9 protein-coding genes and 3 pseudogenes are annotated in these 13,196 nt (G+C 57.2%); 3 read left to right on the top strand and 9 right to left on the bottom strand.

The genetic code is table 11. The features are described 5' to 3' along the window. Window positions 1-97: 97 nt before the first annotated feature. The 5 genes from NKK52_RS30425 to NKK52_RS30405 form a co-directional block, all read right to left on the bottom strand. Window positions 98-1,192 carry a M14 family metallopeptidase gene (locus NKK52_RS30425; RefSeq protein ID WP_023682820.1) on the bottom strand — a complete coding sequence of 365 codons (1,095 nt, stop codon included), beginning with the start codon at window positions 1,190-1,192 and terminating at the stop codon, window positions 98-100. Between the two features lie 216 nt (window positions 1,193-1,408). Next, window positions 1,409-2,404: a succinylglutamate desuccinylase/aspartoacylase family protein gene (locus tag NKK52_RS30420; protein WP_023682821.1), complete on the bottom strand. Its 996-nt coding sequence runs from the start codon at window positions 2,402-2,404 to the stop codon at window positions 1,409-1,411. Window positions 2,405-3,236: 832 nt separating this feature from the next. Continuing rightward, window positions 3,237-5,018, bottom strand: a complete 1,782-nt coding sequence (locus NKK52_RS30415; RefSeq protein WP_023682822.1) for an ABC transporter permease subunit — start codon at window positions 5,016-5,018, stop codon at window positions 3,237-3,239. Window positions 5,019-5,039: 21 nt separating this feature from the next. Next, entirely contained in the window at window positions 5,040-6,131 is a 1,092-nt protein-coding gene (locus tag NKK52_RS30410) for an ABC transporter ATP-binding protein (RefSeq protein WP_198031488.1), read from the bottom strand. A 179-nt stretch (window positions 6,132-6,310) separates the two neighbouring features. Continuing rightward, window positions 6,311-7,417: an ABC transporter substrate-binding protein gene (locus tag NKK52_RS30405; protein ID WP_023682824.1), complete on the bottom strand. Its 1,107-nt coding sequence runs from the start codon at window positions 7,415-7,417 to the stop codon at window positions 6,311-6,313. A gap of 1,021 nt (window positions 7,418-8,438) precedes the next feature. Between NKK52_RS30405 and tnpA the strand changes: the two genes are divergently transcribed. Continuing rightward, window positions 8,439-8,804, top strand: a complete 366-nt coding sequence (gene tnpA, locus NKK52_RS30400; protein WP_198031483.1) for an IS200/IS605 family transposase — start codon at window positions 8,439-8,441, stop codon at window positions 8,802-8,804. A 252-nt stretch (window positions 8,805-9,056) separates the two neighbouring features. Here the strand turns inward: tnpA and NKK52_RS30395 are convergent. From NKK52_RS30395 to NKK52_RS32320, 3 genes and pseudogenes are all read right to left on the bottom strand, one after another. After that, window positions 9,057-10,228: pseudogene (locus tag NKK52_RS30395) on the bottom strand (IS3 family transposase). A gap of 226 nt (window positions 10,229-10,454) precedes the next feature. After that, on the bottom strand, window positions 10,455-11,630 hold the full coding sequence (locus NKK52_RS30390) for a M24 family metallopeptidase (RefSeq protein WP_023682826.1): 1,176 nt from the start codon (window positions 11,628-11,630) through the stop codon (window positions 10,455-10,457). Between the two features lie 305 nt (window positions 11,631-11,935). Further along, window positions 11,936-12,056 (bottom strand): annotated as a pseudogene (locus NKK52_RS32320) (transposase); the annotation flags it as partial. Between the two features lie 19 nt (window positions 12,057-12,075). On the opposite strand from NKK52_RS32320, the gene NKK52_RS30385 reads away from it, so the two are divergent. Beyond that, entirely contained in the window at window positions 12,076-12,306 is a 231-nt protein-coding gene (locus NKK52_RS30385; RefSeq protein ID WP_031203893.1) for a hypothetical protein, read from the top strand. 408 nt (window positions 12,307-12,714) lie between these two features. On the opposite strand, the gene NKK52_RS30380 is transcribed toward NKK52_RS30385, so the two are convergent. Then, on the bottom strand, window positions 12,715-12,927 hold the full coding sequence (locus NKK52_RS30380) for a hypothetical protein (protein ID WP_198031492.1): 213 nt from the start codon (window positions 12,925-12,927) through the stop codon (window positions 12,715-12,717). Window positions 12,928-12,958: 31 nt separating this feature from the next. Between NKK52_RS30380 and NKK52_RS32315 the strand changes: the two are divergent. Then, a pseudogene (locus NKK52_RS32315) lies at window positions 12,959-13,125 on the top strand (IS5/IS1182 family transposase); the annotation flags it as partial. Window positions 13,126-13,196 lie beyond the last annotated feature (71 nt).

Genomic DNA, 13,196 nt, shown 5'->3' with positions numbered 1-13,196 from the left:
GGGGTCCACGGTCATTGACAGCGTGGCAGCTGAACGTCATCTTTAATTGCCATCCGCGATGCCCCTGCTTTGTCTGGCTATGTCAGCAAGCCACGATCTACCTCCAAGATCTGAGGCCCTCAACCATTTGCCTATGCACCTGACGGCTGCGCCAAAGAATCATTTCGCGCCAATCCTCCGACCTCGGATCGTAGTGTTCGCGAAGACGGAGTCGGACGGCTCGTGCAAGGTCCGGGTCAGCGTCGGGATTCTTCGCTAACCAATGATCCTCTCTAAGAACCTTTCGACCGTTCTCCGGATCGAACGTACCGAATTCAAGCGCTACGTAAATGTGACGCTCACCTAGCAGCCGCTGCCAAAACTCATCAACGCAGCCCCGTATCGGCACTGACGATGAGGTCCCAAGATCAGGCGAGGTTACCGATCTGCCGAACATTGCCAATGCACGTTCATAACCAGCAAGCCCAGAGGGCTGCTCAGTCTGAAGCTCGCCGTATCCAAAGGGACCCAGCCCGGTATGTGCGTCGACAATCACCACCTGATCCCGGGATTTTAGAGAGAAATCTTCCGAAATTCTCTCTAGCGTCAAACGCGAATGGCTGGGACCGAAGCCTCCGAAGAATACGCCGTCGGGATAACGATATTGTCCAGCCTTTCGCGCGGTTTGGAAGGCGACTTCGCCATTCTTCTTGCGAAATTTGTCAATGGCCTGCTCAGAGGCTTCAAACACCGGACCACTCATCAGTGCTGGGACTAGATTACCGGCAAGATCGTCGTACCCCGGATTAGTTGGAAGAGGCTGCGAAAAGTCCACGAAATTGCGATTAAGGTCACAACCCTCTTCGGTCACGCGGCGGTTCCATGCAAAACCATATGGGTTGAGTGCATGTATCAGCAACATTGCCTGGTCCGGCCCCAGCGATCTCGCACTGCCGCCTCGCATCCAGTCCACTTGCCCAGCCGACCCGCAGTAGCCCTCTACGCCGTGTGTAGCAGAGATCAATACGCCCACATGACACGCGTCTGGATTGCCCACCCAAGCGACATCGGTGAACAATTCCTCGCCACCTAGTCCCCTGGCTGGCGATTTATATGATTTCACAGACTTGGCGAGGTCGAGGAACTTCTGGCGCGCTTTGAAATACGTGTCGGAAAAGCTTTCGGAGATGTCCTGCAGTATCATGTCGCGCATTGTCAGTCCTTAAAGACCATCTCGCGGGGGGCTTTCGATGGGTGGCTAGTACCCATCCTCAGTGAGGCTTAACGATCAGGTGATCGCCGTGCCAATCTCTTCGAGACAAAGACCCGTCATGAGGTGGAACGACACCCCGGTCTGCACCTGACAGTGCCCGGTACGTTACCGTTTTCCTCTTAATCTCTCGGGTGGTTGACGACGAACATCCGACCCTCAGTGAGCTAAGGGACGTGCGAGTATCGCCACTTCTTCGTTGCCGTGGACATATATTGCTGACCGGATGGCGAACACGATAGATTTCGATTGCGCGCGAATATCGATGGAAGCAACGGACAGCGAACCCATCGGATGTAGGACGCCTATCACATCTCCCTGCTTCACTTCATCCATCACCGAGCAGCGCGGTTCGAAGATGCCCGGTGAAGGCGATTTCAGTTGGTCGGAGGAAGTTGTTTCTAGTGTTTGGCCGGACTTCTGCTGACGGAACGTTGGATATTCCGCCTTGCCCTCGACCAAGCCTAGCGCAATGAGGCCATTGCGCACCCCAGCTTCGTAGATGGTGAGAGCATCGGCGCTGACTACGCCGCCGCCAAATTCAGTGCAAATGAATGTCTTGCCTTGTCTATGCACCCAAGTATCGAACATTCCCTCCGTTTCGTTGTGCTCCCAGAGCAACGTCACCGGCAACTTGAATGCCTCTGAAACGCTGACCGTCTTCGTCATCTGATCGATATCAGCAATAGGGTGTGAGATGATCGACGGTGCACAATCCCAAGTTGGCCCAAAACTGTGCAGATCGAGTACGTTGTCCACCAAAGGCAACAATAGACGCGAAATGGCATCTGCGATCCGTTCGCTTACCGAGCCATCCGACCGGCCCGGAAACACTCGGTTGAGGTTCTTTCCATCAATTGGCGTGTTGCGGGTCCAAGCTTGCACGGCAAGTGGATTGATCTCTGGCACGATAATAATCCTTCCGCACCTCTGCGCCTCGGGAAGCCATTCAACAAGTCGCCGAGCAAGAATCGGCCCCTGCAGTTCATTGCCATGGTTTCCGCCAGTGATAAGTAGGCTCGGTCCCTCCCCTCTATTGCAGCTAAAGACCGGGAGCGAAAGAGCTTCGCAATCCGCGCCTTTCGGCACAACAAGGTGCCCCGTGCTTACGCCAGGGGTGTCAAGGTTAAACGTAAGATGTGGTGCTTCGCTCATTGTTCATCCCTGTTGCGAGTACTCAGGCGACCAGGCGCCAGCGTGCGTTTTTCCGTTTTATGACTATGCGCCGAATTGTCTTCAATACGCCAATATAATGTTCCGAGCGGCACCATCGCGCTCTTAGATGGCCGCCGCCTGGCTTGGTGAAACTACCCGCTGCTCGATGTTCATAAGGACCCGCGACAGGCACGTCACGCCTGGCGCTGTACCATCGCGCCCTTCGATCCGCTCTTTCGAACGGCCCGGCAGATCTGAGTCGGATTGGCTCCGCCGGCTACCCGCAAAAAGATTTGCGGGAGGAGATCAAGCCGGGTCACGCTGAATGTGCGCGCACCGCACCACGAAAAGCCCGCGCTCGTACTAGGGCCGATGATCGACTGGCAGCCTTAGCGCAAAGTCCAAGGCCCGCCGAGTAATCGGGCCCAGGGCGATCTGTGAGGAAGCGCTGGGGCGAACTGCTCGTGCTTGCGCCGACGGCGCTGATCCTGGCGGTATTTGTGGGGCATGAGCGGCATCTGGCTCGATAACTTCGCAAGGAGCGAGGGCGTAGCTCTTGCGCGCACGGCTCCCCTTCGCCTCCTGTGCTTCCCGTTGTGATCTTGCTCGCAGCCGCCTGAATCAACCACCGATCCGCGTCGCGTGCTGGAGCGCGGCCGGCGCCGCAATTGTCGCCGCCGGTGGGCTCACGTGCGGGAGAAACCCGACGGCGATAGGCCCCGGCGTCATCCAGTGAACTTGGCGCAGCCGTGTTCACTTATGATTCGGCGGGGCTAACTGATTCCCCGAGCAAACGAGGCAAGCACCTGCGCCGTCGCCGTAGGCCTGCAGCTCACGTCGAAAGTTCCTGGAGAGACTGGTGATTTCTCGGCCGGGACCGCCACCATGTGAGATACAGGACTATGAGCCAAAGGACGGGTACAAGCATTAGTAAGGATGACACCGCGGCGATCGTGGGATCGATCTCGTTGCGTATGTTTTCCCACATTTTTAGAGGGAGGGTACGGATAGAATACCCGCTGACCAAGGATGTTATGACAAGTTCGTCAAAAGAGTGGAGGAACGCAAACACAGCCCCGCCGATGATCCCCGGCCTGATCAATGGAAGCGTTACCCTCATAAAAGTTCGCAGCGGGCCCGCCCGCATGCTCTTTGCGGCCTGCTCCAACGTCCGATCGAAATTCGCAAGCGTAGCCGATACGATCACGACGACGATGCCAATGGCACCGAGGCTTTGGGCAAGGATGATCCCTGTTGTCGAGCCTATCAGCCCGAGATTGACCAGCCCTAGATAGCTGGCGATGCCAACGACGATGACGGGAATGGTGACGGGGGTCAAGATCGCCATTGTCAGGAAGCCTCGTAGCCGTGGATGGGTGCGGTTGAGACCATAGGCCGCGAGCGTCCCAACGACAGTCGACAGGATAGCCACCGCTGCGCCAATCTGGATGCTGGTCCAAGCAGCGCCATTCCAGGATGGATCGCCGAAGAAGGATCGGTACCATTGGAGCGAAAGACCCGAGGGCGGGAATTCCAAAAAGGCCCCGGCACTGAAGGACATCATAATGACGATGAGGCCAGGTGAAAGAAGGTAGACCATTAAGACCGATAAGAACAGCGCGCCGACGATGTTCGACACGCGGCTATCATCTCCTGCCCGGTAGAGCTGGCTCGTCCAAAGTCTCGCCCGATAGGGTCCGAGAAACTCACCAAAATAGCGCTTCAGAGTGCCCAATATGGGTAGCCGCCGCACGACCCATGATTTCCGCGACGCTGCGGACGTGCGCCCTTGTGCACCGGCGAGATCGAGCCCTAGCATGGAAAGTGCCGCAACAGCGATGGCAAGGAGTATGAATGCTGAAGTGGCAATTCGTGAGATGTCGAAGGAGCTTGCGACTTGACCCGCGATAAAGGTAGACAGCATGGCATCCCGTAACCCGCCGAGCGCAGCTGGCGTAATGTAGAACCCCAGGCAAAATACGAAGACCAGCAGTGAGCCGCTGCGCACACCTGGCAAGCTGAGTGGGAAAAACACCCGCCAAAAAGCTGTGAGTGGACGCGCTCCCATGCTTCGTGCCGCTGCCATCAGCGACCTGTCGATCCCCATCATGGCGCTAACCAAAGGAAGAATCATCAGTGGCAGCATGATGTGCACCATCCCAATATAGACGGCCATTGTGTTGTAGATGAGCTGCAAGGGGCTGCGGATCACCCCGAAATGGAGCAAAGCATTATTGATCACGCCGCGATCGCCGAGAATGACAATCCAGGCATATGTACGAGCCAACCCGCTGGTGAGGTAGGGGATAATGACGAGCGCAATGAGGGTGATGCGCACGCTCCTCGATGCGGTTACGATAAGATACGCGGTGGGATAGCCGATTATGAGGCAGATGAAGGTGGCTACGACGCTCACCTCGATTGTTTGGAAGAGTACGCGGACGTTTGCCGACTGGCCAAAGAACTTATAATAGTTGGTTGCAGAAAAGGCCGGCGCATTGATGCTGGTCAGGAACAGATGGATAATAGGAATTCCGAATATTACCAGCAATATGGCGAAGGCCGGTACGGTGAGCCCAATTGGCAATCGGCCCAATTTTTGAAGGGTCTTCATCACGTCTACGCTCCTTGTGCGTCACATCGCGACAAAGCGAATGTCAGACCGCAGCCAGTTGAGGCATATTCGGTCACCGGGTCGGAAGATCGGCTGCCCGGCGGCGACATGTTCACGGACGATCAACACGCTGCCACCGACACGTACATGATATTTCCGCAATGGCCCCGCGTAAATCATGTCTTCTACGGTGCCAGTGACAGACTGGCGCAGATCTGCGTCGCCGCTCGTCCGCGCATCAGCCGTGACAATGCGGATACGTTCGGGCCGAATCATAGCCACGGTGGCGGACGGCTGCTCTACATCGGATTGAATCTTGAGGTCCGGATTTTCGAAGATATTGGCCTCTCCCAAGAATTTCGCCACGAAGCGTGTAGCCGGCCGGTCGTACAGGGCTTCCGGACTGTCGGTCTGCTCAATCCGGCCCGCGCGCATGACGACAATGCGGTCCGACAGGGTAAGCGCTTCTTCCTGGTCATGCGTAACGCAAATCGTGGTGATGCCGAACTCTTTGTGTAGACTCTTCATCTCGATCTGCATCTGCTCTCGAAGATTACGATCGAGGGCGCCGAGCGGTTCATCGAGCAAGAGGAAGGGCGGATCTGCGATAAGCGCACGGGCGAGTGCCACGCGCTGCTGCTGGCCGCCGCTCAATTGCGACGGCATACGGCCACCAAGATCACTGAGGTGCACGCGCTCCAGCATGCGGCGGGCGCGTGTTGTCCTCTCCGCAATGTTGATGCCACGCATCTCAAGCGGGAACTCCAGGTTCCGTGTCACCGTGAGATGCGGAAACAGCGCGTAGTTTTGGAAAACGATGCCTTGGTCGCGCCGGTAAGAGGGCACTGCGGCGACAGAGCGCCCAGCGATCAAGATATCACCGGCAGTCGGGGCCTCGAAGCCGGCTAGCAGCATCAGTGTTGTAGTCTTGCCCGAACCGCTCGGACCGAGAATAGTTAGGAACTCCCCACGCTTAACTGTAAGTGACAAATCTCTGACCGCCGTGACCTTCCCGTAGGTCTTGGCTACGCTCCGGAATTCAATTTGTGGCGGAACGAGGGTTTTCTCCAACGCGGCATCCTCTGAGTTCGGGACGGGGCGGGGTGCATGCATATTCACTGTCTCTCCTCCAACGATCCTACCGCTCGCGGACGCCGGCTACTCACCGAAGCTGTCTATTTGCCGAAGCTGCTTAGCCTAACTCGACGCGCAATCAGGTGACCGCATGACCGGTTGGCAAGCCGAGCGACGTGACTTTTCGCTCGGCCAGAATAGCTCCAGTGACTCCAGGTCTATTGTAGAACCCATTCGTTCCAGCGTTGAGTGAGCAGGTCGGTATTCGACAGGCCACCCGGCCCAATGGCATTATACCACTCCCCATTCATGGAAATGCTGCTCTTCATATACTCAGGATGGGTTGGTAGTTTGCGGGCGATCTCATCCGGAATAAGTTTGAAGGCGTTGCGATTGGTTGGACCTTCGGGGTATTGCTGTGAGAATGCTGCTTGGCGGTCAGCGCGTGTAACGAATTCAATCCACTTCTGCGCGTTCTGCACATTGGGTCCCCCCTTGGGTATCACCCAGTAATCCCATTGCAGCTTTGCCTGATTCCGATTGATCTCGACGGGTGCACCCTGGTCGATCAGACGAAGCGCTCGCCCGTCATATGACTGCGCAACGTCAACTGCCTTATCATGCAACATTTGCTGGATCTCGGAGCCCGATCCCCACCACTTACGAATGTGCGGCTTGATCTTGTCCAGGCTGCTGAAAATGCGATCGATGTCCATCGGGTAAAGTTTATCGGCGGATACGCCATCAGCTAGCAGGGCCTCTTCCCAAGGTCCTTCCGATCCGTACTGCCCTGACACCATTGTTCGGATGCCTGGGAACTTTTCGACGTCCCAGAAATCGGTCCAGGTCATGGGCCTCGGCTTGCTGGCAGGAAATGCGTCAGTATTGTACACCATATTGAACGAATAGATGAGCGAGGCGATGCCAAATGGTTGCTTGGCAAATTCAAAGATGCCGTCTAGCTCCTCCTTCTTGTGAAGCGAATAATCGATCTTCTCAAGGAGGTCTTTTCTAGCTAGTGTAAGGGCAGCCCCTTGTGCTTGATAGCCAACGTCAAGCGTGACGTTGTTCGATTTCACCATCAACTCAATCTGGCCCATGTTTGCATCGTCGGTGATGGGTGTTACCTTAATGCCTGTCTCAGCTTCGAACGGCTTGACATAGGCCTCGATAGTGGCTTTGCCCACATCGCCGCCGCCCACTGTCACCCTTAACTCACCCGATGATTTCCCCGAAGCAGCGCGAACGACGGAGGACAGCGCGCCGACTGCCATAGCCGACGACGTCGCTTGCATGAAACGCCTGCGATCTATCCAAAAGCTCATTTTAGTTCCCCTTTTTTATGGTCTTGACTGAGACCGGCCGAGATGTCTTCTTTCCTCGAAACGCCCTGACTTTCCGACCTTAGGAAAGCTAGCGTCGTCTCGACCAAGTTCACCCAATAGGCTACGTCATCAGGCTAGGGCTTCGTCGTTGGAATCATAGCCGGTTGTGCAAAGCAGCGGTCGCGCCGCTGCAAGTAAAATGAAAGGACCCGGCCGCACCTCAAGCATGTAGACTAAGTCCTCCGATCCCATCCTCGGCTTGATCTCATCGTCCACAGATGAGCCCGAGGAATCTCGACGTCAAGCGGTTGACTCGCCCTGAGCCTCGCTGAAAGCTTCAACGTTGGCCATTTGTACGTTCCCGAATTTGAGCACTTTCGGCCAAAAGTGCCACTGTCAGCGATGATCGGTTGAGCGGGAGTTTTCGTCAAATGCAGTTTGCATATAGCGTCATCTAGAAGCGAGATGGAGCCTACATCTGAGTGTTCATGTGATCTGAACTCTTTCTCATAACGGCGGTCAGGGTGGAAGTCAGCCGCTATGGCGCAAGGATCGGTGAGGCTTAGACGCGGCCGACGATGCGCTTCGTCTCAAAATGAAAAGAGAAAGTAGCAGGGTGTTGTGGTCGGCGAGTCTGAGGCGCTGCACGGAGTCACACTGTACGGGCGCCGACCTCTTTTTCGCGGCCGGCAACGTCAGTAGGCTTTCCGCTCAAATTCGTGTCGCAGCAGCATGCTTCCACGATGCTGCTGACAACCCCCTCACCCGATCGGCGGGGATGTTTCACTCCGAGCAGATCTTTGCAGTTGTTGCTTCGATCGTTCGACCCTCACCACTGCGAGCTAGCGACGCGATGTAGTTCGGAGCTAAGTGGGGAGACCGGAGGAGCAGGCGCGACAGCGTCACAGTGACATTCATAATCGCAGCCGCCGCCCCCTGATTCAGGGTCCCCGACAGGGATCAGGAAAGCCCACACCTTTAGGCGGCTGGGATTGCGGCGCTTGCGGTGTAGATTGTTTGGATGGAAGGGTACAAGCGTGGCGGCCACAGATTTTGGGACTGCAAATATCATCTGGTCTGGGTGACGAAGTACCGTTACCCGGTGCTTGGTGGCGACGTGGGGAACCGGTGCCGGGAACTGTTGCGCGAGACGGCGCGGGCGCATGAAATGGTCGTGCATGCCGGATCAACCGCGACCATGTGGACATGCTGGTGTCAGATCCCCCCAAGCCTGTCGATATCGCGCGCGGTACAATATTTGAAAGGGCGCCAGTTCGCAAAAATTGCTGAGCGAGTTAGGGATATTGCGCAAGCGCGATTGGGGCCAGCACCTATACCTATGGGCGAGAGGCTATTGGGTGGTGAGCAGCGGGAACTTGACCGGTGAGATGTGGGCCGAACACACCAAGAACCAGGCTTCGGCCGAGCCCGACGACGATTTCAACGTAACGTGAGTTCAGGCCCTGTCCACCGAAGGGCGGACCGATCCGGCTTTAAGCAGTAACTCGAAGCCACGCCTTTCAGGCGGTAACGGTTGAGTGCCGCTATTGGCGCTTATTGCGATCGCGCCTCGTTCAAATAATCAATCACGCATCTGCGATGCAGCTGACGCAAGAGCGGGTGACCTTGCCCCCAGTTTCTATCCAGTTTTGAGTTCGTTTCCGGCGTGGGTTGTGCCCTGTTGGGCGGGTGAAGCGACGGGCGCTGGAGCGGAGCCTTTGGCAGAGCGCAGCGCGAGCGGCCGCCGCAGATTGAAGGTGGTGGCGAACTCGGCCGGTGTCTGCCACGCGATTTGGGAATGCGGCCGCGCGGTGTTGTAGTCGGCGCGCCACAGGCGATACTGAGCCAGCGAAGTAAACAACGTCTCGTTGAGCAGTTCATCGCGCAGTCGGCCGTTGAAGCTCTCGATGAAGCCATTCTGCATCGGCTTGCCGGGCGCAATGTAATGCCATTCGAGGCGGTTCTGATCCGCCCAGGAGAGGATGGCGTCGAGGTGAACTCGCTGCCATTGTCGCTGACGATCATTCTCGGCCGGCCGCGCTCGGTGATGAGCCGGTCCAATTCTCGGCCACCCGCATGCCGAGACAGACGTATCAACGATGAGTGCCAGACACTCTCTCGTGCAGTCGTCGACGACGGCCGGGATGCGGAAGCGGCGCCGGTCTGTGAGCTGGTCCGATACGAAGTCGAGCGACCAGCGCTCGTCGGGCCTCAGCGGCACCACCATGGGCGCCCTGGTCCCGATCGCCCGTTTGCGGCCGCCACGGCGGCCAACGGCGAGCTTCTCCTCCCGATAGAGCCGGAACAGCTTCTTGTGGTTCACGACCAGACCCTCTCGCCTCAGCATCACGAGAAGACGCCGGTAGTCCGAACCGGCGACGCTCCTGCGCGATCGCCTTCATCCGCTCGCGAACCGCGCTCGTCCGGCCTGCTGGTCTCGTAGCGAACCGTCATGCGGCAACAGCAGATGGCTTTCCACGCCCGCCGTTCGCTCATCCCGAAGCCTTCCTTCAGGCGAGCGACAGCTCTCCGCTTGGCCGCGGGCGTCATTATTTCTTCCCACAAGATCCTTCAACGCGGCATTGTCGAGCATCGCGTCGGCCAGAAGCCGGTTCAGCCGCGTGTTCTCGTCCTCCAGAGCCTTCGCTCGCCGAGCCTCGGAGACATCCATCCCGCCGAAGCGGGCCTTCCAGTTTTAAATCGGGGCGTCGCTGACCCCCTGCTTGCGGCACAGCTCGGCAACCGATACCCCGCCTCATGTTCCTTCAAAATTCCGATGATCTGCTCCTCAGAGAAGCGGCTACGTTTCATGTCCCGGTCCTCTACGATGGGCCAGAACGAACTTCAAACCGGATTAGATCAGAGGGGCAAGGTCACGGGTCACCCCGGGATAACGGTATCCGCCGAGGTTACCTTTTCGGTTTGCTCGATGCTCAGGAAAACCCAGGTCGCCGGAATAAGTCCTGATCCGGGCTCTGGCGTGGGCGATATAGTTTTCAGGCAGGAGGCCAGCGACCTGATTCGAGTTGCTTAGGCATCATGCGCGATAGAGCGTGGGTGGCGTTTGGCTCAGTAGTTCCGCGCCACGCTCTGTCACTAGGACGTGAGCGCCCGTCCCGAACAAGTAGCCGTTTTCGCTGCACAATATATTTGGCATGTGCAAGGTCATGCCAGACTTCAGGATATCCTCCGCGCCCGGCTCCAAGCTCAGGTCACCGCGTTCAGTCCAATTAATACCAGTCTGGTATCCGGTTCGTTGGCGAAAGACTCCCTTTCTCCCAGATCGCTTCAGCACCTCACGGCCGGCAGCGTCAACTGCCGCCGCGGAGATGCCCGGCTTAACTGCGGCAACGAGGGCGTCAATGACCTCCTCGGCCAAGGCATGTAGAGACTCAGCCTCAGGATGTCGGCCAAGGACAGCGCACCGGACCATCGCTACGGTGTATCCGTGTTTTGATGCACCGATTTCCAGAAAAGCCGGCTCGTTATTGCTAATTGGATGCTGAGATGGCGGGCCATGCGGCAACTTCGTCCGTTCCCCGAACAAAATGGTAGCGGGAGAAAGCCCAACTTCCCCGCCAGCGTTGCTGGCCTGTGCCCTGATGGCCGCCGCCATGGTCGCTGCCATCTCCAATTCGGTAACACCTTCCCGTAGCGAGCTTTGGAAGGTTCGCACTGCCAAGTCAGTCATGCGCATTGCGTCGCGCATGCACTCCAGTTCTAGCTCGCCCTTCACCGCTGCCACCGAAGAAACTACCCTAGTCGCATCAGCGATCTTTAAATCGGGGAACTGCGCCTGAAGAGCATTGACATCTGCCAGAGCGAGGTTCCAGCAGCCAAGTTCAAAACCGATCCTCTTGCCTTGCAAGCCATACCGACGAAGGACGTCCGCACACACTTTCCCAAAATCTTGCTGGTGGGTGTAAGTAACTATCTCATCAATACAGCTATACGAACGAACCGCTTGTTCATCATACTGCCGAACAACAAATATTGGCTTCCGACCGGGCACCACGATCAAAGGAAACGGGGCGAAGTATCCACCACTGCCATCGTATCCGCTGAGATACCGAAGATGGCCATGGGCAGTCACTACAAGTGCGTCTAGTCCCGCGCTCGCCACTGCCTCCAGCACGTTGAGCTGCCTGCGCTCGTACTCGGATCTTGGGAACGGGACACCCGTTAGAGGAATAGCTGAGGACATCGTCGCCATATCTCACCTATTGATTTGCCATGCTTTGGTTCGGTTGCGCATTACGCATCAGACCGCCGCTGGAAGCTGTCGCTTACCTTCAAGGCTTCGGTTCAGGCAGACATTCAACCGTCCTAGCCGCTTGCGTCAAATGCAGTTTTTATATCTTCGTCATCTGGCAGCGAGATGCGGCTAAGGCAGAGTGATCGACAGGACAAATCCTGCACCGCCACACATTCGGTCCCCGCTGATGTGCTTGCTAACTACGACTCCGAGAATCGTAAAGAAACTGAATGTTGAAATCGAACTAGGCATCCCGCGGCGCGGCGGATGCGATGCAAATCGTCGGGCAGTGTATGCAGGAGAAAGCGACGGATGAACTCGTGCAGCCGAGCCTCACGAGCTTCGTCTTGCCGCGATGGCGATCGTACGGTAGCGGAACGCGACCCCGATCGTCCATCCTCGAATGGCAACAGGCGTGGTGGCCAAACCAGTCGAGATCATGTTCGTCCAAACTTTTGCGTTGCAATCATCCTCGGCCCCGGCGCCGTGGCGCTGCCGACCAAACTTCGGCATCTCCTTGGGGCGGGTGGCAGCGCTGGGTGCCTGGCGGGCAACTCATAACGAGTTCGTATTCGAGGTTGACATCAAAACATTCTTTTTGATTCAGGCTTCCGACGAAGACTCAGGATGGTGACCTTCACCCACGTCGAGATGGGCGAAGCTCGTGTTCGGGCATTGCGCGGGTCATGCGGAGGTCTGAGCGATGTTGCGCACCCGGCAAGACGAGTGCATGGGAAACCTGTGCCCCGCCGCCGACGCGCTGGTCAACAAGGTCACCGGCGAGCATCACCTTTCCGCCCAGTGGAGTCTTCTCGGTTAATTTCAGCTAACGTCAACTTCCATGCAGAAAACCCGGCATGCCGCCTGAAGCACAGTGGCCACGCCGGTCTTGAGCCGCACCTCGCCAAATGGCACGCCGGGCATATTGTGCAAAGAGAAAGCGAAATCCGGCGCGATCTCGCCAGCGCAGATCGGCGACGACCCCGGCTGCTCCGATGCCGGTTTCTTCGCTGGCTGAAACATCAGCTACACGGCCGTTGGATCATGCGATTTCCGATCGCGCTCGCCCGGCGTTCGGAAAAACGACGTAGCGCCTGATACCTGTGTTTGAAATTTGTTCGGATGAAATGTCCCCTTTAGGCAGGCGCTCTACTCTATCTTGCAAATCGACCAGGCGGAACTTCTCGGTTGTCTTGCGGCGCTGCACTGAGTTGATCCCTTCACGCGGCGGATGGAAGAACGGATCGGAAGTCATAGTTGCAAACTTATGCGCAAGGCTATGTGTTGAGGTGGAATGCATCGGCAAAGGTAAGGCCCACAAGCCCTTACGAGTTCGGCGTCAAGGTCTCGGTCGCCACCACGCTACAGCGCAGCCGCGGTGGCCAGTTTGTTGCACAGTCAAGGCGCTACCCGGTAATCCTATGACGGCCACACACTTGCCACGGCGTCACCGGTCCAGCCACGATCAGCTGACCTCCGCAGCTCATCGTTCCCTCGCTAAGCATAGGCAAGGCCCCGGGTTGC

Source organism: Mesorhizobium sp. C277A, from assembly GCF_040324395.1.
In the GTDB taxonomy this organism is placed as follows: Bacteria; Pseudomonadota; Alphaproteobacteria; order Rhizobiales; family Rhizobiaceae; genus Mesorhizobium.
The sequence above is the reverse complement of the archived record's forward strand: the minus strand, read 5'-3'. Positions and strand labels throughout refer to the sequence as shown.

Bases quoted from the DNA above. Each gene is read 5' to 3' on its own strand.
- NKK52_RS30380 (WP_198031492.1), bottom strand. From the start codon at position 12,927: ATGACTTCCGATCCGTTCTTCCATCCGCCGCGTGAAGGGATCAACTCA.
- NKK52_RS30405 (WP_023682824.1), bottom strand. From the start codon at position 7,417: ATGAGCTTTTGGATAGATCGCAGGCGTTTCATGCAAGCGACGTCGTCG.
- NKK52_RS30415 (WP_023682822.1), bottom strand. From the start codon at position 5,018: ATGAAGACCCTTCAAAAATTGGGCCGATTGCCAATTGGGCTCACCGTA.
- NKK52_RS30425 (WP_023682820.1), bottom strand. From the start codon at position 1,192: ATGCGCGACATGATACTGCAGGACATCTCCGAAAGCTTTTCCGACACG.
- NKK52_RS30390 (WP_023682826.1), bottom strand. From the start codon at position 11,630: ATGGCGACGATGTCCTCAGCTATTCCTCTAACGGGTGTCCCGTTCCCA.
- NKK52_RS30410 (WP_198031488.1), bottom strand. From the start codon at position 6,131: ATGCATGCACCCCGCCCCGTCCCGAACTCAGAGGATGCCGCGTTGGAG.
- NKK52_RS30385 (WP_031203893.1), top strand. From the start codon at position 12,076: ATGGCAACAGGCGTGGTGGCCAAACCAGTCGAGATCATGTTCGTCCAA.
- NKK52_RS30420 (WP_023682821.1), bottom strand. From the start codon at position 2,404: ATGAGCGAAGCACCACATCTTACGTTTAACCTTGACACCCCTGGCGTA.
- tnpA (WP_198031483.1), top strand. From the start codon at position 8,439: ATGGAAGGGTACAAGCGTGGCGGCCACAGATTTTGGGACTGCAAATAT.